Raw genomic sequence first — 20,429 nt, 5'->3', positions numbered from 1 at the left:
TCTAATTCGAATTGATCAAAAAATTATTAATAACTTCATTCATTGTTTCTTTGGAGATTGAAGTTAAAATACTAATCTTGTCAATAATGTTTAGATTTTCGTCTGATACTGTACATACAAACTTTGTGCCGGCCCAATGGCTCCATACTTTAATTTTCTTCCTTTTCACTTAATTAATTTATTCCAAATGAACATCTATTCTGTAATGTAATTTACTGTTTTCTTGCTTATTTATAAGATTATCTAAAACTTCTACACACGTAGTTGCAATCTCAGAGTAAGGCTGTTTTACAGTCGGGAGTGGTGGGTATACTACGTCAGCTATTGTCGTTCCATCATACCCAACCACCTTTAAATCATTAGGTATAGATATCCCCCTATCCCAAGCAGTCCTCATAATTGTTGCAGCAACTAGATCAACTGCAAATATGCCATCAATATCTGGATAGACATCTAAAATTTCATTTGAAACTTTTATATAGTCTTTAAAGTTAAACTGGTTCCACTCTAATTCATAATTAATACATTCAACATTATGATCTTTCATTATTTTTTCGAATGTGTAATGCCGTTCATTAGACGGTGTTTTCACTTTCGAATATCCGATTACTTGTAATACCTTTTGACAATCATATTGTAACAAGTGATTGGCTACCAACTCTCCACCCTGTATATGATTTGCAGAAACTACTGGTATAGTTTTAGTCAAGTATTTGTCCAACGCTACAATAGGTAGATTAATATTGTTATATACATCTATATCTAGAGAGTGACTACCTATTATAATGCCGTCTACTTTGTTCTCTTGTAACATTCTTAAACTCTCTAACTCTTTATCACTTGAATCAGTTGTATTATATAGGAGCATTTTGTAGTTTTTTTCGTGTAATGCCTCATCTATTTCTTTTACCATTTTAGCGAAAAATGGATGACTAACGTCGGGTACAATAACCCCTACAATATTTGTTTTTTGTTTAAATAAATTTCTTGCAATTTGATTAGGTATATAATTCAATTCCTCAATAGCTTTATTCACAGCTTCAATTGTTTTTTGCGATAAATACCCGCGATTATTTAGGACACGTGATACTGTATTAACAGATACACCTGCCTTCTTTGCAACATCCTTAATACTTGCCAAAGAATTTACCACCTTTCCTTATTCCTGACATGTTATTATTGAGATTCCATATTAACACGTCAGGAATAATAATAGCAGTAACATGCTTACCTAGATCTAATACTTAATTGCTTTAAGATAGCTTTTTTGTCGCTTTTTATCGCTACCTTTCGAATACCTTTAAAAAAGCATTACTTGACAGGGCGAACTCTCCATTATTAGATATAATTTCAATAGAAGAAGAATCCGATAATATTTTTAAACCATCTGCTCCTGAAAAAGGTATACTACATTTTTCCACGGTTATACAGTTCTTCCTCATTTGTCTCAAACTCTACTATTTTATCTTTAATTCTTACCTCAACAAATTTACTTTCTTTATTTTCAATCTTTAGAGTTAAGCTATTACTTTCATTCTCATTTTCATAATTTAGTTCTAGTAAAAAATCGCAAGATGCTATTTCTCTAACATACGGTTGTTTAGGTTCGAGCACTACCTCTTTTTCTTGAATAACTGTTTTGATGTATGAATTAAGTGCGGGCACAAAATTAAAACATAATGCGTTCTGATTTTCAGATAAAGTTACTGTCTGTGGAAAGCTCATTGATCCACACCCATTATCCTCCTGTGTTGGACCGAAATTTTTCCACCAAGGATCCACCTCCACCCATTCTGCCATCAATCATTATTCTTTGGCCGTTTTTATCAATGTTTGAGGGCATAAAAATCAAATCCATAATTCAGCTGTTTTTGCTCTTCTATCAAAAATTCACCACTGTTATAATCCATCGTGCCCAATAAATATAAAGTCGTTTTATCTTCTAAATTCATTGGTGAAAACATTAAAACATATTTATCTTTACTCCTGAAGAAATCTGGACATTCCCACATTGTACCTAAGTTATACTGTGAAATATTCTTAACTATAGGACCCCTTATTTTTCATTGATACAAATCACTTGATTCATATAAAAGAGCATTTCCTTTTATTTAATGACGTCCCTACTAACATATAGTATGTTCCATTTTCTTTCCAAACTTTAGGATCTCTAAAATTCTCAGTTGATCCACCTTCGTAATCCATTTCTAAAGAATATTTAGTGAACTTTATACCATCAGAACTATATACCATGTTCTGAGTTTGAATTGTCTTTCCATTTCTAAAAACTGTTCCAGTATAAAAAACATAGAGCATATCATTTTCAACGATTGATGTTCCGGAGAAGCACCCTCCAGCATTATCGTAATCATAAAATGCACTTGGAGCTAAAGCTACGCCCATATGTTCCCACTCAATTAAATCTTTACTTCTAGCATGCTCCCAATGCATTGATCACCATTTAGGAGCACAAGGATTGAATTGGTAGAACAAATGATAGTAACCTTTGATTTAGATTAATCAAATTGGTGTATCAAAGTGAACACATTGGCGATGTTTTGTATCCTTAATAGAATCTCTATATTCTTTAATGTAATCGTTTACTTTTTTAATTTTTGTGTATGTCGTTCCAAATACCTTTACCCCCATCAATGTTTTATGTGGTTCTTTTAATACCAATACGCTACACTTGAATAAGTACTTAGCATGATCCGGCTGTTCGGTAACCGGAAATTATAGCGCTTACAAATCATTTCAACCGGTTAACATGTTTCTATAAAACTCATTATACAAGGTTATTTTTTCATTTCAACCGGTTAACACATTTTTTTTGAAAAGTTTATATAAATAATGTCAACATTGTTACAATAAACAATACCATTATACCTATAACCATATATGTTTCAATAAATAAACAACCTATTCATGCTAAACAGAATAGGCTGTGTTCTGCTCTATTTTTCATTTTCAAACGAGAACGTTCAATATTCTTTTGAACTGTTCCTTTTTTTAATGTCCAGTAACTGGGTGATCTCTTCGAAAGACATGTTTTGCACAGTGTGCATGATGAAAATGTCTTTTTCTCTTTCAGTAAGCATAGAAAGGGCATCAGCAATTCTTTCTTTGTCCCAATCGCTTACCTCTCCATCTGGCTCCTGATTGATCACATACTCTTCTGGCATACGAGGACCAGCAAGAATAGCGGAACCATCCTTGCAGCTCCATTGGATAGAATGACCGCAAAACCATCGTGCTGTTTCGTGTCTAGGACAAGTTTATCTCTTTCAATTATATGAACTAAATTGATTAATCTCAAACTGTCAAATCTGCGCTCCAAATTTAAGAACAAGCCGTATTCTTTAATGAACGCCAGTGAGACAGTACCAAGAGAACCGTTTCTCTGTTTAGCAATAATGATTTCGATGATGTTTTTACTTTCGTTTTCCTTGTCATAATAATCATCCCGATAAAGAAACCCAATGACATCCGCGTCCTGTTCAATTTGCCCTGATTCCTAATATTAGACATCATCGGGCGCTTATCCGGCCGCTGTTCTACGCGCCTTAAAAGCTGACTAAGAGCGATCACACAAATGTCTAATATATGCTTGAGCATGCGGCTTATTTCACCTATTTCCTGTGTTCTGTTCCCCCTATGTTTTGCTGATCCTGTAATCAGCTGCAAATAACCAATAATGATCAAGACATCCCTGCCGGCGTACTCCCGTTTCATTTTCCTTGCCTTTGACCATATCTCATTTACTGTGACACCAGGGCGGTCAAATATTCTTAGATCTGCAGAACCGAGAATACCATTTGTTTGTGAAAGCTTGTTCCAATCATTTGCTGTCAAATTCCCCGTACGCATCGCATCTGCATTGATATTTCCGAGAATAGAGGCCATTCTTTTTAAGAGCTGCTTACGTGACATTTCAAGAGAGAATATACCTACTGCGCCGCCGCTATATTGATTTAATGAACTACCCATAAAATTTGACGCAACGTTTAAGCAAAAAGCAGTTTTTCCGACAGATGGCTGAGCGGCATTTTGCTTCATATCCTCCGCGTTTTTGCTCATTTCTCTTTTTTGCCAATACTCAAATATAAGCTTTTCGTAAAAGGATATATTGGCGGTAGGCGGTCCAGTATCGGTTAAGTCAGTATTTATGCCCGGACCAACGCTACCGATGGATTGCAACCAAATCTATCAGGATACCTTTAAAATCCGGTTCAATCATGTTGAACTGGAACAAACAGAGCGGTTTAATGCGACTGATAGATGCGAAGCAATCCTTTTAGAATCAGAACTAAAAAAGGCCTCTTTTTGATTTCTTAATGGAAGCCCGCTCCTTAGGTTAACTCAGTAGGGACAGCCAACATTTCGCAATATACTCTTTTGTTTCCTCTACAGAGGGAATTACATTCATCGGATCAACCGTTGCTGAGTTTGCATTCAACAAGTCCACAACCTTCGGCGGAAACTTATTAAAGCGGCGAAAGCTGATTAGATTCCGGCGTACTTTCTCGTATTCAGTTTCTTGCAAAAGCTCATGCCTAGAATCAATTTTTTTAAGTAATCTCAAAGGTTAAAGATTGACAAAGCTTCAATGAATAAGTATGAGGATTATATCTCCACAATTATGTGGGTGTTTTGTGGGTGGTGTATGATTTATATTAAGTTATTAAAATTGTTAAATAATCAAAAAACCCCTTGACACCAATAGTGCCAAGGGATTGAAAGATTAATACTGAGACATATACTGTTCGCGCTCCCAAGGGTGAACTTGTGTGCGGAACATATCCCATTCGATTTCTTTTGCTTCGATGAAGTGTTCGAATAGGTGCTCGCCTAGCGCTTTGACCATGACTTCGTTTGATTTGAACTCTTCTAGCGCTTCAGCAAGTGTTGCTGGAAGATCTACGATTCCGTTTTCCATGCGCTCTTCTTTGCTCATCACATAGATGTTGCGGTCGATTGGAGCTGGCGCTTCCAGTTTGTTTTTGATTCCATCTAATCCTGCAGCAAGCAATACGCTAAGTGCAAGGTACGGGTTAGCAGCTGGGTCTACGCTTCGTACTTCAACACGTGTGCTGATGCCGCGGGAAGCCGGGATACGGATAAGCGGGCTTCTGTTTTGCGCGCTCCACGCTACGTAGCAAGGTGCTTCATAGCCGGGAACAAGACGTTTGTAAGAGTTTACTGTCGGGTTTGTTACCGCTGTAAAGCTTGTTGCGTGTTTCACGATACCTGCAATGAAGTGTTTCGCTGTTTCACTTAACTGAAGATCTGCGCCTTCGTCATAGAATGAGTTAACGCCATCTTTGAAGAGTGATAGATTGCAGTGCATACCGGAACCGTTCACACCGAACAATGGTTTTGGCATAAATGTCGCATGCAGGCCGTGTTTGCGGGCAATTGTTTTGACAACTAGTTTAAACGTTTGGATGTCGTCACAAGAGCGGACCGCACCTGCATATTTAAAGTCGATTTCGTGCTGGCCAGGCGCTACTTCGTGGTGAGACGCTTCGATTTCAAAGCCCATCTCTTCAAGCTCAAGAACGATATCGCGGCGGCAGTTTTCTCCTAAGTCAGTTGGAGCCAAGTCGAAATATCCGCCTTTGTCGTTTAGTTCAAGCGTCGGCTCGCCTTTTTCGTCTAATTTGAATAAGAAGAATTCAGGTTCAGGCCCGAGGTTGAAATCACTGAAGCCGAGGTCTTCCATTTCTTTCAGAATCCGTTTTAAGTTGTTTCGCGGGTCACCTTCGAAAGGTGTGCCATCCGGATTGTAGATATCACAGATGAAACGTGCTACTTTACCTTTTTCAGCTGTCCATGGGAAGATAACAAATGTATTCAGATCTGGATACAGGTACATGTCTGACTCTTCGATACGAACGAATCCTTCAATAGAAGAACCGTCAAACATGACTTTATTATCAAGCGCTTTTTCAAGCTGGCTTACAGGAATTTCAACATTCTTGATCGTTCCAAGAATGTCAGTAAATTGAAGACGGATATACTTGACGTTTTCTTCTTTTACTAATTTTACGATATCTTCTCTAGTGTACTTTGCCATTTCGTAAAACTCCTCCTCTTAAAAGGTAAATGTATATAGCAAAACAGTTGCTAACGGATTAATGAAAGAAGCGGGACATGTCGCCTTGGCGGAATGTATTCCCTCTTTGAAAACGGCCGGCTTGCATGAGCTCGTTTTTCAGGAGCTGTCTCAGCTCGTCGTCAGACAGATCATGTTTCATTGGTTTTTTCGTCTTCTCGTTTTGTTTTTGCTCCGGCTCGGCTTCCGCTTTCGCCAGAATCTGTTTAATTCCTGCCATGTTTACACCTTGTTCTATCAGGTGCTTGATTTCTAACAGTTTATCTACATCATGAAATGAAAACAATCGTCTATTCCCTTCGCTTCTCGCTGGAAATATCAGTCCATTTTCCTCATAATATCGAATTTGTCTTGCGGATAACTCCGTTAACTGCATGACAATTCCTATTGGAAATAAAGGCATTGAGCGGCGAATATTATCACTCATCTCAATTTCCTCCTTTTCTTAACTTAGTTTCATTATAGGCGATGTTATATTTTGTGTCAATACGATGTAAGGATTCTTAACATCAAATTCAGTGAAATTTTTAAAAAATTTAAATTAATTGCTTTTTCATAAGTGAATCCACTGCACTGCAAATGGCATTCTTCACATGCGAATAGGTTAATCCTCCCTGAACATACGCTACATACGGCGGACGGATAGGGCCATCTGCTGATAATTCGATGCTTGCGCCTTGAATAAATGTGCCTGCCGCCATAATGACATCATCTTCGTATCCCGGCATGTAGGCTGGATAAGGTGTCACGTGGGCATTGATCGGTGATGCATATTGAATGGCCTGGCAAAAAGCAATCATCTTTTCTCTGTCAGAAAACTCAACGGATTGTATCAAGTCTGTTCTTTTCACATCCCACTTCGGATTTGAAGTAAAGCCCAGTTTTTCAAGGAATCTCGCGGTAAACACCGCTCCCTTTAAGCTTTGTGATACAACGTGAGGCGCCAAAAAGAAGCCTTGATACATTTCTTGGAGCGAGTAAAGAGACGCACCTGCTTCTCTGCCGATGCCAGGTGATGTCATACGGTATGAGCAAGCTTCAATCCATTTCGCTTTTCCGACAAGATAGCCTCCTGTTTTCGCAAGACCGCCGCCGGGGTTTTTAATGAGAGACCCCGCCATCAGATCGGCTCCGACATGGCAAGGCTCAAGCTCTTCCACAAATTCTCCATAACAGTTGTCCACAAAGACGATCAGGTTTTCATTGATTTCTTTTACAAAACGGATCATTTCTTTTATTTCGCTAATTAAGAAGGATGGACGATTCGCATATCCTTTTGAGCGCTGAATGCCGATTACCTTCGTCTTTGGATTAATCGCAGCGGCGACTGCATTATAGTCTATTTTTCCGTCCTCCGTCAGATCAACCGCATTGTAGCCGATTTGAAAATCCTTTAACGACCCGGCATTTTCTCCGCCTCTGACGCCTACAATTTCTTCTAGCGTATCATATGGCTTGCCTGTTATATAAAGGAGCTCGTCCCCCGGTCTGAGAACACCGAACAAAGCAATCGAGATGGCATGTGTGCCGGATATTATTTGAGGCCTTACAAGCCCTGCTTCTCCGCCAAACACATCCGCATAAATGCTTTCAAGCGTATCTCTTCCGATATCATCATAGCCGTATCCTGTAGACGGCGTGAAATGAGTGTCGCTTACTTTGTGTTTTCTATAGCTTTGAAGCACTCTCCATTCATTGCGCTCGCTGATTTCTTCTATTTGTTTATGAACACCGGCAATGTCCGCTTCCACTTCCATTGCCGTTTTTTTCAATAATTCTCCGTGTGTTAATGTGTCAAACATGTTTTTGTATGTCCTTCCTACATATACTTCTTTAATTCACCGATGATGCTTTGCTCTTCTTGAACATAGCCTGATATATCATACCGTTCATTTTCTTCATTAAAATAGAAGCGGTCAACCATCGTTTCCGATTTGATTCTGGAAAGGAGCTTCCCTTCACCTGCCGGCACACGCGCTTCAAAAGAAGTTAACAGCTCTTGGCGCAAATAGCGCTGAATCGCTTCTTTAAACGTATCAGCGTCAGCCTCAAATTTCGCACTGACCATAATGTGATCCCTTCCGGCGGTCGGTATAAAATCAGGCAGTTTTTGGTCACGTTTATTGTAAGCCGTCAGCATCGGGATGTTATCTGCCTCAAGCTCCTCAAGCAACCGAAGCACCGTTTTTTCGTGTCCCGCGTAATCCTCATTTGAGGAATCTATCAAATGAAGAATCAAATCCGCTTCTTTTACTTCCTCAAGCGTTGACCGGAATGCAGCAATCAGGGTCGTCGGAAGATCCTGAATAAATCCTACTGTATCTGACAGCAGTACGCTGTAACCGCTTGGCAGGACCATTTTTCTGGTCATCGGGTCCAGTGTGGCAAAGAGGAGGTCTTCTTCATAACTGTCCGCACTTGTCAGGCGGTTGAACCATGTTGATTTTCCCGCGTTTGTATATCCGACAAGCGCAATTTGAAGCACACCGTTTTTCTTTCTTCTTTCACGGTATCGGCTTCTATGGCGAATAACAGTCGAAAGCTGCGTGTTGATTTCATGAATGCGATTTCTGATATGGCGGCGGTCGGTTTCCAGTTTTGTCTCTCCGGGACCTCTCGCTCCAATTCCTCCGCCTTGCCGGGAGAGATTGATCCCTTGCCCCGTCAGACGCGGAAGTGCATATTGCAGCTGAGCCAGCTCAATCTGAAGTTTGCCTTCTCTCGTCCTCGCACGCTTTGCAAAAATATCTAATATCAATTGCGTGCGATCAATCATCTTCACTTCAATCGCTGTTGCTAATGATTTCAGCTGACTTGGCGACAGCTCATCATTAAAGATAAGGAGATCAGCTTCAAGCTCTTCCACAAGTGCCTTCAGCTCTTCGACCTTCCCTTTTCCTATATATGTAGCGGCGTCTGCTCTGTTCCGTTTTTGTGTGACGCTGGTTAATACTTTTCCATCTGCTGTTTTTGTCAGAGATGCTAGCTCTTCCATAGAATTCTCAAAATGCTCATCCGTGATATGCGGCAGCTGACATCCGACTAAAATAGCTTTCTCCTGTCTTGTTTCCTGTTCGTTCAAATGGATGTTCCTTTCTTTTGCATATTGGGCAGTAGTATTATCATACCAAACCCTGCATGTGTATACCACAAATCGATTGCTTTGAAAAGCAAGAAATACAGCAAAAAACAGACCTCTCGAAAACTGAGAGGCCTATACAGAGCCAGATGCTTCTTCTTTAATGGAAAGATCTTGGCTTTTAATGGTCATCAAGTCGCTTTTTAAGTATTGATCGCCCATTAAAAGCCTCATGGCTTGCGCTCTGATCGATTTTTCGATCACATTTCTGACAAAACGGCCATTGCTGAATTTAATGGGACTTGTCGTGCTTTTCACTGTCATTAAGTAATCTTTCAATTTCCATTCCGCTTCTTGACTGAGCTGGTATTCCCTTTCAGTGATCATTCGCTTCGCAATCTCCATGAGCTGGGTGACAGAATAGTCCGGAAAATCAATGGAGATGGGAAATCTTGACTGGAGGCCGGGATTTAATGAGAGAAAATGATCCATTTCCCGAGAATATCCGGCGAGGATCAAAATAAACTCATGCTGTTTGTCTTCCATATGCTTTACAAGTGTGTCGATCGCTTCTTTCCCAAAGTCCTTTTCGCCGCCTCTTGCCAGCGAATAGGCTTCGTCTATAAACAAAATGCCGCCTAATGACTTTTTGATTAAATCTCTCGTCTTTTGGGCGGTATGGCCGATATATTCCCCGACCAGATCAGCCCGCTCCGCTTCTATTAAGTGGCCTTTTGACAGGACATTCATTTCAAAGAACAGCCTGCCGATCAGCCGCGCGACCGTCGTTTTGCCTGTTCCCGGATTTCCTTTAAACATCATGTGCAGCGCTTGCTTCCCCACCTTCAGGCCTTGCTCCGCGCGTTTTTGGTTCACAAAAATCCAGGCGTATATTTCCTTGATGTTGCGTTTCATTTCCTCCATCCCAACCAGTGCGCTCATCTCTTTTTCGATTTCCTTCAAAATGCCGTGCTTTGCTTCGTTTTTTTGCAATGCAGCTTGATATTCCGCCTCTGCCTCAGCATTCGTCAGCACCTGCTTTTGCCCGTTAAGAATAATGTTAATCTGTCCGTTGTTTTTATAAGTCACAGCGCGCTCCAACATTTTCACCTCTCTGTTCTCTCTATATGATATTCAAGCGGATGCCGTTTGTGACAAACGCCTATCATGTGTCGAAACAATTGCTTTTTTCGGGAATGATAAGGAATCTTGCGCTTTCCCGAGAAATACTTTATTTCTTATTGTATTCACGGACATGGGGTGGACAAACCAAAAGATTTTGTTTTTAACAATTTTGTCAGATCACCCATCTATGAATAGGGTGATACTTCTATGACATCTACACCTCTTGATCACTATTTTCTCCATATCGGGTTCAAAAGAATCGATTGAAACCCCTCATTTTTCTATAACTTTGCCGGAAGCGGGATATCTCACCCAAAGCTGTATTTTGTCCGCAGCGCACCCTGTTTGGCATGCAGCTTTTGGTTTTGAACAGGCTTGAAGCAAAGGTTTGACGCGCACGCACACATATGTCAGCATATTGATCATTTTTCATTTGCCGGCCTCATTCGATTAAGATACCCGGCACAATTTTTTCTTGCATTTATAATGAGATGTCTTTTTGACGACTCGGCTCCGTTCTCTTTTTCTTGATCAGCATATGCAAGGAGCTTCGCCCGAACATTCTACATTTAAATGCCTGCTCCTAAATGAAGAACGATGGATGGATTGAGTATAAAACACATTTTTGCATTCAGATCGTATTTGCTGTCGCTTCATGTTGAATTGTGCGCTTTCCCGAGAAATAATTTCCGCATGTGAGAGGGTTATTTCCTCATTTTTCAGACGGATGATAATCGTACAAGCAGAAGCCGTGTTTTTTCATATCCTGTAATGAGGTGATGGAGAATGGTTAAGATTTTTATTGATCCTGGCCATGGAGGGTCTGATCCAGGTGCAACAGGAAATGGCCTTCAAGAAAAAACGTTAACTCTTCAAATCGCTTTAGCTTTACGTACAATATTGACAAATGAGTATGAAGGGATTTCTTTGCTGCTGAGCCGGACAAGCGACCAATATGTCAGTTTAACTGACCGGACAAATGCCGCAAATAACTGGGGAGCAGATTTCTTTTTGTCCATCCACGTTAATTCCGGAGGCGGTACAGGTTTTGAAAGCTATATTTATCCGGGTGTGGGTGCCCCGACAACAACTTACCAATCAGCGATTCACTCTGAAGTGATACAAGCTGTCGATTTTGCCGACCGCGGCAAAAAAACAGCAAACTTCCATGTCCTAAGGGAGTCGGCAATGCCTGCTCTATTGACCGAGAACGGGTTCATTGATACCCTCGCAGATGCAAATAAGCTGAAAACAAGCAGCTTTATTCAAAGCTTAGCGAGAGGCCATGCAAGCGGGCTGGAGCAAGCATTGAATCTTAAAAAAACATCCAGCTCAGGGTTATATAAGGTTCAAATCGGCGCTTTTAAAGTGAAAGCGAATGCGGACTCACTCGCAAGCAGTGCCGAAGCTAAAGGCTTTGACACGATTGTCGTTTTAAGGGACGGATTATACAAAGTGCAGATCGGCGCTTTTTCATCCAAAGACAATGCAGACGCGCTTGCTGCCAGAGCAGAGAATGCCGGCTTTGACGCGGTTGTCATTCTAGAGTCATAATTGAGACGCGGACAAGCGCCTCATAAAAAAAACCCGGCTCCTCATCACGAGAAACCGGGTTTTTTTATTCAAGAATATCAACAACAAATTGTGACCATGTTTCCAGACGGTTATAGATGTCGTCCTGTTTTAATTCAGAGACTTTCATCCATCTTCCCGCAATTTGTTCTTTCTCCTTTACTTCCACGTGTGAACCTGGCATTAATTGAAGCGCAGAAAGAATACCGATATGCACTTCGCCGACACTGTTTTCATCATCATTGATGAGTCCCAGAGTGACAATCGCCTGTTTATCCTCTTCATTTATTTGCAGCTCTTCGTCAAGCTCACGATCTGTGTTCAGCTTTAAAACTTCAGCAAATGAAGCCGCTCCTTCGATGGCGTTCATATGGCCCCCGAAGCCCAAAGAAAGCTTATTGTGCAGACGTGATTCCCCTCCGCCAGCAAGCCGCTCGTAAAGGAAAACTTCATCTTCTCGCTTAATGACGACATAAGGAATCGGCTGCTTGTAATGAGGATCTTCTTCTGCGTCTCCCCTTCTCATTTCGCGATAGCCTGCCTCGATCTGAGCCATGATTTCTGCTACTCTGCTATCTTCACTGTTCACGCCCTGAAAGGTTAAGCTTTCTTTCTTAAACACGTCGTCTCGCGGGGCGACCAAAATCATTTCGTCCATTTTTCCCATGGGTACTGCGTCCTCCTCATTTGAATCTTCAAGCCGAAAAGAGCAGATATTATATCTGCTCTTTTTCATCTCCAAAATAAAAGTCATCGTCTTTGAGCGGCTCAACTGTCGCTTTTTTATAACCGTTCCCCTTCATAGAGAAGAAGTCGTGTGATTTTGTTTTCGTATTTAATCCGTTTAAAACGATCGGATTAATGTCTTCCTCTTCAAAGTATGGATCAAATCCAAGGTTCATCAGCGCTTTATTGGCATTATAGCGGATGAATTTCTTTACATCGTGTGAGAGTCCGACTTGATCGTACAAATCCTCTGTATACTCAAGCTCATTTTCATATAACTCATTCAGAAGGTTGATCGCAAATTCGCGAAGCTCTGCTTTTTTCTCTTCTGTCTGCTTATTATAGATTTCCTGAGCGAGGAGACCAACATAGACGCCGTGAATCGCTTCATCACGAAGGATCAGGTTAATGATTTCACCGCTTTGCATCAGTTTACCTTGTCCGTAGAAATATAATGGATAGTAGAAACCGCTGTAGAACAGGAAGCTTTCCAGATAGACGGAAGCAACCATCGCTTTGAACAGTGAAATCTCGTCATCTTTTTGAATGGCTTTGTAAAGTCCGACGATGATTTGCGCTTTTTTCTGCAAATATTTATTTTGTTTAACCCATTCGAAGACTTCATTAATCGTTTCAGTCGGTGCCAGTGTCATGAAAATATTAGAGTATGACTTCGCATGGACAGCGTTCTCCATCATCGCCATAAAGTTCAGCACCGCTTTCCGCTGGTGGCCGTCTACGTGTTCAGCCACGATCGGCATTCCCGTATTCCCCTGCTCTGTATCAAGAAGAGTAAGTCCGGCAAGTACCTTCATATAAGTGTCCTGCTCGTTTTTCCCGAGATACTTCCATGTGAGGAGATCGCCGTTTAAAGCAATCTCTTCCGGAAGCCAGAACTGTTTCACGTTTTGGTTATAGAACATTTGGGTAAAATCATCTTCATGCTTTGACCAGTTTGCTGCGTCATAAATTTTTGTCACTATAAACTCTCCTTTAATCAAACAACACAAGAAAGGCAGCTGTCTTGCCCAGTATCTTTCGTTCTTGCATAGTAAATGGTTTTAATTCCTCTGTGATGCGCATACAGATCGATTCGGTTTAAATCACGAGTCGTCATTGTGTCTTTTAAGAACAATGTGAAGCTGATTCCCTGATCAATGTGCTGCTGGATAGTCCCGATCATATCTACAACCTTGAACATGTCCATATCGTAGGCTTCTTTATAGAAGAACCAGTTATTAGATGCAAGCCCAGGCATTGGGTAGTACGTTTTTGAGTTGCCGTATGTTCTTTCTTCAATCCGTTCCATAATCGGCATAACAGACGCCGTGCTTGATTGAACGTATGAGATAGAGCCTGTCGGCGCAATGCATAATCTGTAGCTGTGATACATGCCGTGTTCAGCGACAAATGCTTTTAGCTTTTCCCAGTCCTCTGTCGTCGGGATATGCATGCCTTCAAACAGGTTGGCGATTTTTTCGTATTTCGGTGAGAAATCAGTTGAAACGTATTTGTCGAAGTATTCACCTGTCGCATAGGTTGATCCTTCGTATTGATCAAACGTTTCGCCCTTCTCTTTTGCGATTTCCGCAGAACGCTGGATGGAGTAGAAGTTCACCATCATAAAGAACGTGTTTGCGAAGTCACGCGCTTCCGGGCTTTCATACGCAATGCCGTTTTGCGCAAGGTAGCCGTGAAGGTTCATAGCGCCGAGACCGATTGATTTCATCGCTTTGTTTGCCCGTCTTACAGCAGGCGCATTGCGGATATCAGTCGTTTCAGACACGTGTGTTAACGAGTCTGTCGCAAGCTTAACTGTCTTTTCGATTGATTTATGTTCCATGACGTTGAGAATGTTAAGCGAGCCCAGGTTGCAGGAAATATCCAAACCGATTTCATCTTCTTCATCATAGTCTGTGTATGAAGAAACTTGAGATGCCTGAAGCACTTCAGAGCAAAGGTTAGAAAATTTCACCTTGGAAATATGGTTATTCGCATGCACTTTATTCACGTTATCTTGGAACATGATGTATGGATAGCCTGATTCAGAACGAAGCATCGCCAGTTTTTCAAGCAATTTCCGCGGGTTGATTTTTTCCTTTTTCACCCGAGGGTTGTCGACAAATTTGTCGTACATTTCGTTCATGTCCATCTCATCCATGTGCTGGCCGTACTCTTTATAAATCGTGTGCGGATAAAATACGTAAGCCGCCTTGTCCTCACGCGCAAGCTCAACGAACTTATCCGGAATGACAACACCGATAGAAAGCGTTTTGACGCGCACATCTTCATCCGCTGAGATCTTTTTCGTATCGAGAAAATCATTGATATCGCGGTGGAAAATGTTTAAGTACGCCGCGCCGGACCCTTGTCTTTGTCCCATTTGGTCAGCATAACGGAACGCGTTATCAAGAAGCTTCATGACGCCTACAACGCCTTTTGTGGCATTTTCAACATCTTTAATGGCTTCACCTTTCGCGCGAAGCTTGGACAGGTTAAGAGAAACCCCTCCGCCAAGCTTAGAAAGCTGCATGGAGATATCGATCGCTCGTGAAATGTCATTTAAAGAATCATTAACTTCGAGCAGGAAGCAGCTCACAAGTTCACCGCGGCGTTTTCTGCCGGCATTCAAAAATGTCGGTGTGCTCGGCTGATATTCCTGATTGATCATCAGGTTCACATATTCCTTTGCTTTCTCAGTGTCGCCGTTTGCGAAGAACAGCGCAACAATTGAGATCCGGTCCTCATAACGCTCGAGGATTCTTTTCTTGTCATTCGTTTTCAAAGCATAGTCATTATAGAATTTAAACGCACTCATGAAGGAAGGAAAACGAAACTTCTTAGCGTAAGCTGTCTTAAACACTGCTTTAATGTCTTCAAAAGAATAAAGGCTTAAGAATTCCTCTTCGTAGTATTGGTTTTCAATCAAATAATCCAGCTTCTCTTTTAAATCGTGAAAATAAACTGTGTTTTGATTGATATAATCTACAAAATAGCTATGTACAGCCTCTTTATCCTTATCAAACTGGAATTTTCCATCTTTTTGGATCATGATTTCGTTATTTAACTGGATCCATTTTGGCACTTGATTTTGTGACAACTCTTTCTACCTCCTGAGTAAACAATTCAACGTCTTTAGATGTGCCGCTGAGTTCAAATTTGTGCAAGATCGGCACCTGATATTGTCTTGAAATGGTATCGGCGCTTTTTGCAAAGTTATCGCCCCATACTTTATTGCCGCTCGCAGCGACTCCTAATAAGAGATGGGCGTATTTTTCGAGAAATGATTGTGTTGATGCCGGTACCTGGCCGAAGTTTGTCGTGTAGGTGACCAAAACAAACGGAGTGTCCAGGTGGTCAATCTCATCCACCTTGCGTATCTGATGAAAGCCTATTTTATTCACAAACCGCTGAACATTCCCTGTTTTCGAATCAAATATGATTTGTACCACGTTTTATCACGACCTATCAAAAAATATGAATCTCTCATCACTAACACTATATATAGTATACTAACCTCTAGCAAAAACACAATATATAGATTCGTTTTTATGAAAAATTCATATTTTGATCAAATCAGGCAAATAGGCAGCCTCATAAGGGCCCAAAAAAGAGAGCAGAACGAGAATCATCTCTCGTCCTACTCGGGGTGTCGTTTTTAAGCCGATGTATATCATAACATGAAAAAAAACTGCTTAGTAGTCTAGATTTTTTTTTCTTAAGCTATCACAGCATTTTTCGCTCTCTACTGTTTCTTCTATTTCCACTTCCGCACCGATCTCTTCTAAAACCGCCTTCAAGGCGCTGATAATTGACGCTTCTCTGATTAATTCTTTTCCGTTTACAATGATGCTTGTTCCGTATTCATAGCAAGAATCATCTTCGCAGATTTCTTCCCAATGATTCACGATCACTTTATGCTTCATTTTTTCACCCTCTGTTTGATCTGTGTCTGTATTTAGTTTAGCGGGTAGCATCCGCTTTGTAAATTCGGATGCTTGTGAATTTTATTCAAGCTCATCATCCGCATATTCTTTCTTCAGCTTTACCTCATTGCGGGATTCATTATACTCATAAATTTTGATATAGCCGTCCTCCATAACGCCAAAATGATTATGTTCAAGCGGGAACGAGGTCGGCTGAGGCGTTTCCTCGCCCGAATTGCCGCTGTCTGTTTCAATAATGGTATCATGGTTCCCGCACGCCCCGAACAGTAAAAATACGGCTATCCATACAAGCGCAATCCTGATTCGTCTCAGTTCTGCTTCACTTTCAAACAAGATACGTCACTCCCAGATTCAGATTTTTACATGATATTCGATTTAGCCCTGCATATGTTGATCTCATAAAAAAAGACCATGCCTTGGCATCGTCAGCTTACAAAAACGTGGTTCATTTTAAAAATGGCTGCCGGGATTCCCCCGACAGCCTCCCCATGTGTATACATGGCATTTTTTGATCTATTCGAGTTCAAGCTGGACGTTTTTTTGCGGCGCAAACGTTGAGATCGCATGTTTATATATAAGCTGCTGCTTACCTTCCGATTCCAGCAATACGGTAAAGTTATCAAAGCCTTTCACCTGGCCCCGCAACTGAAAGCCATTCAGCAAAAAAACAGTGACATACGTATTTTCTTTCCGGATTTGATTCAAAAACTGATCCTGAATATTAATCGGTTTCATGTTTCGTCCTCCTTGATTCTCTATATCATACAGTTTCGATTAAAGTTCGAGTTTTCCTGCTATATGTGTGAAAATTTCCTTTTTTTTCAGCTCCATATCAACGGGCAGTGTCATATCGAACCAGGTAACCTGCATTTTGTTGCGAAACCACGTCAGCTGGCGTTTCGCATACCGCCTTGAGTTCTGCTTAAGCTGATCGACGGCATCAGAAAGTGTCACTAAACCGTCAAAATATGCATATAGCTCCTTGTAGCCTATCGCCTGTATCGATTGACAGTCTCTTATGTTCCTGTCGTAAAGGCGTTTCACTTCCGGAAGAAGACCGGCCTCCATCATCATATCAACACGCTGATTAATTCTTGCATAGAGCGTATCTCTATCCATTGTCAGCCCGATTAACACTGCATTATAGAGGAGCTCTCGTTTTTGCTCCTTCAAATGCTGAGACATCGTTTTTCCAGACGTATGTAAAATCTCCAGCGCGCGAATGACTCTTCTTGTATTATTCGGATGGATCGCCTCAGCTGCCTCGGGATCTGCCGCAGCAAGTTTGGCATGAAGGAATTCAGCGCCCTCCCGCTCCGCAGCCATTTGCATGCTCTCTCGAAACGCAGGATCGTTCGCCTCTTCCGTAAATGTATAATCGTACAGCACAGATTGTATATAGAGCCCTGTACCACCGACAATCATCGGAAGCTTTCCTCTTTTTGCAATCTCACTGATTTTGTTTCTCACTAAGCCTTGATAATCGGCGGTGGAAAAGGGATCTTGGGGATCTAAAATGTCAATCAGATGATGGGGCACTCCCTCCATCTCCTGTTCGGTGATTTTAGCAGTTCCAATATCCATCCCTTTATAAACCTGCATTGAATCTCCGCTGATAATTTCCGCGTTCAAAGATTTGGCTAGCTGTATACTTAAATTGGTTTTTCCCACTGCCGTCGGTCCGACTAAAATGACAACGGGCTGCTTCGTATTATTCAATATGTATCACTCTCTTTTATAAATCTCCCCCCATTATAGCATTCATCATGTACAACCACCTATCCATTTTGCCCTTTTTTTGCCCTGGTAAACATCCACCTACCAGCCGAACGGCTCATTGCCGACAATTTCCCTCGTCTTTCCTTTCAGGGCATGGCGATGCGTTTTTCTTCCGTCATCTCCGTGAGAATATACAACGCCTCCGTACTGGATCTCAATCGGCCTGTTATAAGCCAGATACGTCGTTTCCTCAAGTTCGTGATAATGTGTGCCGTCTGCTAAGGGAATCGCCGGGCCTGAGATTCCGTAATACCGGTGAAAATGGCCGTTGTCAAAAGAAGTGATCCCTGTAAAGTAATGTGTATGCTGATCGGTATTCGATCCGTTTGCCGGCTGGGTAAATCCTTCTATGAGATGATAATGTCCCTGTTCTCTCGTCGTTTTGACATGATAAGCATGTGCGTGGGGCGGTGCTTTTGACCAGTCAGACTGATACAGGCTCAATGTGTTCACATCCTTCTCTTTCCTCGGTTCGCCCAATCAAATCCAGGTAGGCTGAATACACTGCATCATCTACACTTTATTACAGGAGGAAAGAAAACATGAACGAGTTAGATAATTTCAGTGCTGAAGATACAAGAATATTTGGAAGACCTTTCGGATTCGGAAGACCTGGATTCGGCTACGGGTTTGGAAGACCTGGATTTGGGTTTGGCCGGCCATTCGGTTTTTACGGGGGGCCTTTTTTCGGCGGCCTAGTTGGCGGGCTTGTCGGAAGCGCTTTATTTAATCCTTATTTTTATGGCGGATATCCCTATTATCCGTACGCCCCATTCCCTTACTACTATTAAACACAAAAGGCCTCTTCAAAAGGGGCCTTTTTAAGTGGGCAAAAATGAATCTCTTGACTCATACATAGGCATACACTAATATTTTTCTAGCTGAAGATCTTTTTTTCATCTAAAAAAACAGCTGAAGTGAGGAGAATTTGCGATGTTGATAGGTTACATATTCCTCACGATTGCCATATGCTCGGAATCGATAGGAGCGGCCATGCTGAAAGTATCTGACGGCTTCAAAAAATGGAAGCCAAGCGCTTTGGTCGTGATTGGCTATTCCCTCGCCTTTTATATGCTGTCGCTGACCTTAAATCATATCCCCCTCAGCCTCTCCTATGCCACTTGGAGCGGTGCGGGCACTGTGCTGACGACAGTGATCGGAGTAAAATGGTTCAAGGAAGAACTGAATCTCAAAGGGCTTATCGGGATTCTTTTATTACTATCAGGGGTCGTGTTGCTTAACTGGCAGTAAAGGAGTGATGATCATGAAAGGATTTCTTTATTTGGCTCTTGCCATTATATCTGAGGTTTTCGGGAGTACAATGCTGAAGCTTTCAGAAGGATTTACACAAGCCTGGCCCATAGTCGGAGTCATTGCCGGGTTTCTTTCTGCTTTTACCTTTCTAAGTTTTTCTTTAAAAACAATTGACTTATCAAGCGCGTATGCGACATGGTCGGGCGTTGGAACGGCGCTTACAGCCATTATCGGGTTTTTGCTTTTTGGCGAAACCATCAGCTTAAAGGGAGTGTTCGGACTCACGCTAGTCATTGCAGGCGTAGTCGTGTTAAATCAGTCGAAAGCTCCTGCTAAAGATCAAAAACAGACGGCCTGTGAGTGACCGTCTGTTTTTTTATTCACCAGCCCGTTTTACAGAAGCTTCAAGCTGCAGCTCGACATTTCCTTGAATCGCGCGTGAAATCATGCATGACGACTCCGCCTTTTCACAAAGCTTGTGCGCCAATGCGACGTCTTCTTTTGAAGCATCATGTTTGAGCACGACAGATGGACGGTGAATGATCTTTTTATATGTAAAGACTCCTTTTGTGACATCGACAATCCCTTCTGACTCCATCTGCAAGTCGTCTTTTACCAGCCCGCTTCTTTCCATCATCGCAGCAAGTGTAATAATGTAACAGGTCGCTGCCGCCCCGAGAAGCATTTCATCTGGATTGGTTCCCTCTCCCGGGCCATCCATTTCTTTCGGAATGGAGATAGACGTGATTAAGTTTCCGCTTTCGATCGTACCGACGTCATTGCGGTTACCCGGCCAGTTCGCTTTTAAATAAAAATGGTGATCTGCCATCTT

Annotated in this window: 24 protein-coding genes and 1 pseudogene; 4 read left to right on the top strand and 21 right to left on the bottom strand. The window is 41.6% G+C overall.

Translation table 11 applies throughout. The features are described from left to right. Window positions 1-178: 178 nt before the first annotated feature. The 11 genes and pseudogenes from EFK13_RS09600 to spoVK all read right to left on the bottom strand — a co-directional run bounded on the left by EFK13_RS09600 (window position 179) and on the right by spoVK (window position 10,298). A complete protein-coding gene (locus EFK13_RS09600) occupies window positions 179-1,141 on the bottom strand; it encodes a LacI family DNA-binding transcriptional regulator (protein WP_129505622.1) in 963 nt (320 codons plus the stop codon). Window positions 1,142-1,407: 266 nt separating this feature from the next. Beyond that, window positions 1,408-1,800 carry a hypothetical protein gene (locus EFK13_RS09595; protein WP_129505623.1) on the bottom strand — a complete coding sequence of 131 codons (393 nt, stop codon included), beginning with the start codon at window positions 1,798-1,800 and terminating at the stop codon, window positions 1,408-1,410. Between the two features lie 26 nt (window positions 1,801-1,826). After that, complete coding sequence (locus EFK13_RS21085; protein WP_283107664.1) at window positions 1,827-2,036, bottom strand: hypothetical protein; 210 nt, start codon at window positions 2,034-2,036, stop codon at window positions 1,827-1,829. 49 nt (window positions 2,037-2,085) lie between these two features. Further along, a complete protein-coding gene (locus EFK13_RS21080; RefSeq protein ID WP_129505625.1) occupies window positions 2,086-2,451 on the bottom strand; it encodes a glycoside hydrolase family 32 protein in 366 nt (121 codons plus the stop codon). Between the two features lie 530 nt (window positions 2,452-2,981). Continuing rightward, on the bottom strand, window positions 2,982-3,182 hold the full coding sequence (locus EFK13_RS09585; RefSeq protein ID WP_240034904.1) for a sigma factor-like helix-turn-helix DNA-binding protein: 201 nt from the start codon (window positions 3,180-3,182) through the stop codon (window positions 2,982-2,984). Between the two features lie 137 nt (window positions 3,183-3,319). Continuing rightward, window positions 3,320-4,044: pseudogene (locus EFK13_RS09580) on the bottom strand (replicative DNA helicase); the annotation flags it as partial. A 697-nt stretch (window positions 4,045-4,741) separates the two neighbouring features. Further along, the gene (gene glnA, locus EFK13_RS09575; RefSeq protein WP_129505626.1) at window positions 4,742-6,076 is read right to left on the bottom strand and encodes a type I glutamate--ammonia ligase; all 1,335 of its coding nucleotides are present in this window, start codon (window positions 6,074-6,076) and stop codon (window positions 4,742-4,744) included. A 58-nt stretch (window positions 6,077-6,134) separates the two neighbouring features. Continuing rightward, a complete protein-coding gene (gene glnR, locus EFK13_RS09570; RefSeq protein WP_003238341.1) occupies window positions 6,135-6,542 on the bottom strand; it encodes a transcriptional repressor GlnR in 408 nt (135 codons plus the stop codon). Window positions 6,543-6,651: 109 nt separating this feature from the next. Further along, window positions 6,652-7,917 (bottom strand): methionine gamma-lyase family protein, encoded by a 1,266-nt coding sequence (locus EFK13_RS09565; RefSeq protein WP_129505627.1) that lies wholly within the window; start codon window positions 7,915-7,917, stop codon window positions 6,652-6,654. Between the two features lie 17 nt (window positions 7,918-7,934). Then, a complete protein-coding gene (gene hflX, locus EFK13_RS09560; protein WP_129505628.1) occupies window positions 7,935-9,197 on the bottom strand; it encodes a GTPase HflX in 1,263 nt (420 codons plus the stop codon). Between the two features lie 132 nt (window positions 9,198-9,329). Continuing rightward, window positions 9,330-10,298, bottom strand: coding sequence for a stage V sporulation protein K (gene spoVK / locus EFK13_RS09555; protein WP_129505629.1), 969 nt, complete (start codon window positions 10,296-10,298; stop codon window positions 9,330-9,332). Between the two features lie 807 nt (window positions 10,299-11,105). Here spoVK and cwlC point away from each other — a divergent pair. Then, window positions 11,106-11,873 carry a sporulation-specific N-acetylmuramoyl-L-alanine amidase gene (cwlC, locus tag EFK13_RS09550; protein ID WP_129505630.1) on the top strand — a complete coding sequence of 256 codons (768 nt, stop codon included), beginning with the start codon at window positions 11,106-11,108 and terminating at the stop codon, window positions 11,871-11,873. Between the two features lie 64 nt (window positions 11,874-11,937). On the opposite strand, the gene EFK13_RS09545 is transcribed toward cwlC, so the two are convergent. From EFK13_RS09545 to EFK13_RS09505, 9 genes are all read right to left on the bottom strand, one after another. Then, window positions 11,938-12,558 (bottom strand): hypothetical protein, encoded by a 621-nt coding sequence (locus EFK13_RS09545; RefSeq protein WP_129505631.1) that lies wholly within the window; start codon window positions 12,556-12,558, stop codon window positions 11,938-11,940. Window positions 12,559-12,607: 49 nt separating this feature from the next. Then, window positions 12,608-13,597, bottom strand: a complete 990-nt coding sequence (nrdF, locus tag EFK13_RS09540) for a class 1b ribonucleoside-diphosphate reductase subunit beta (RefSeq protein ID WP_129505632.1) — start codon at window positions 13,595-13,597, stop codon at window positions 12,608-12,610. A gap of 17 nt (window positions 13,598-13,614) precedes the next feature. Continuing rightward, window positions 13,615-15,717 carry a class 1b ribonucleoside-diphosphate reductase subunit alpha gene (nrdE, locus tag EFK13_RS09535; RefSeq protein ID WP_129505633.1) on the bottom strand — a complete coding sequence of 701 codons (2,103 nt, stop codon included), beginning with the start codon at window positions 15,715-15,717 and terminating at the stop codon, window positions 13,615-13,617. Beyond that, window positions 15,677-16,069, bottom strand: a complete 393-nt coding sequence (nrdI, locus tag EFK13_RS09530) for a class Ib ribonucleoside-diphosphate reductase assembly flavoprotein NrdI (protein ID WP_064814003.1) — start codon at window positions 16,067-16,069, stop codon at window positions 15,677-15,679. Before nrdI ends, nrdE begins: the two co-directional genes overlap by 41 nt. A gap of 243 nt (window positions 16,070-16,312) precedes the next feature. Then, window positions 16,313-16,543 carry a hypothetical protein gene (locus EFK13_RS09525; RefSeq protein ID WP_129505634.1) on the bottom strand — a complete coding sequence of 77 codons (231 nt, stop codon included), beginning with the start codon at window positions 16,541-16,543 and terminating at the stop codon, window positions 16,313-16,315. An 81-nt stretch (window positions 16,544-16,624) separates the two neighbouring features. Then, window positions 16,625-16,897: a YmzC family protein gene (locus EFK13_RS09520; RefSeq protein WP_129505635.1), complete on the bottom strand. Its 273-nt coding sequence runs from the start codon at window positions 16,895-16,897 to the stop codon at window positions 16,625-16,627. A 180-nt stretch (window positions 16,898-17,077) separates the two neighbouring features. Next, entirely contained in the window at window positions 17,078-17,299 is a 222-nt protein-coding gene (gene hfq, locus EFK13_RS09515; RefSeq protein WP_003221097.1) for an RNA chaperone Hfq, read from the bottom strand. Window positions 17,300-17,338: 39 nt separating this feature from the next. Further along, window positions 17,339-18,283 carry a tRNA (adenosine(37)-N6)-dimethylallyltransferase MiaA gene (gene miaA, locus EFK13_RS09510; protein WP_129505636.1) on the bottom strand — a complete coding sequence of 315 codons (945 nt, stop codon included), beginning with the start codon at window positions 18,281-18,283 and terminating at the stop codon, window positions 17,339-17,341. 99 nt (window positions 18,284-18,382) lie between these two features. After that, window positions 18,383-18,796 carry a YmaF family protein gene (locus tag EFK13_RS09505; protein WP_129505821.1) on the bottom strand — a complete coding sequence of 138 codons (414 nt, stop codon included), beginning with the start codon at window positions 18,794-18,796 and terminating at the stop codon, window positions 18,383-18,385. An 89-nt stretch (window positions 18,797-18,885) separates the two neighbouring features. Between EFK13_RS09505 and EFK13_RS09500 the strand changes: the two genes are divergently transcribed. The 3 genes from EFK13_RS09500 (at window position 18,886) to ebrB (ending at window position 19,961) form a co-directional block, all read left to right on the top strand. Next, window positions 18,886-19,134 carry a hypothetical protein gene (locus EFK13_RS09500; RefSeq protein ID WP_129505637.1) on the top strand — a complete coding sequence of 83 codons (249 nt, stop codon included), beginning with the start codon at window positions 18,886-18,888 and terminating at the stop codon, window positions 19,132-19,134. Window positions 19,135-19,276: 142 nt separating this feature from the next. Then, entirely contained in the window at window positions 19,277-19,594 is a 318-nt protein-coding gene (gene ebrA / locus EFK13_RS09495; RefSeq protein WP_129505638.1) for a multidrug efflux SMR transporter subunit EbrA, read from the top strand. A gap of 13 nt (window positions 19,595-19,607) precedes the next feature. Continuing rightward, window positions 19,608-19,961, top strand: a complete 354-nt coding sequence (ebrB, locus tag EFK13_RS09490) for a multidrug efflux SMR transporter subunit EbrB (RefSeq protein WP_129505639.1) — start codon at window positions 19,608-19,610, stop codon at window positions 19,959-19,961. Window positions 19,962-19,973: 12 nt separating this feature from the next. Here ebrB and EFK13_RS09485 read toward each other — a convergent pair whose 3' ends face one another. After that, window positions 19,974-20,426: an OsmC family protein gene (locus tag EFK13_RS09485; protein WP_129505640.1), complete on the bottom strand. Its 453-nt coding sequence runs from the start codon at window positions 20,424-20,426 to the stop codon at window positions 19,974-19,976. Between the last annotated feature and the right edge of the window lie 3 nt (window positions 20,427-20,429).

Source organism: Bacillus cabrialesii (assembly GCF_004124315.2).
Classification (GTDB): domain Bacteria; phylum Bacillota; class Bacilli; order Bacillales; family Bacillaceae; genus Bacillus; species Bacillus cabrialesii.
This window is presented reverse-complemented; position numbering and strand designations above follow the sequence as displayed.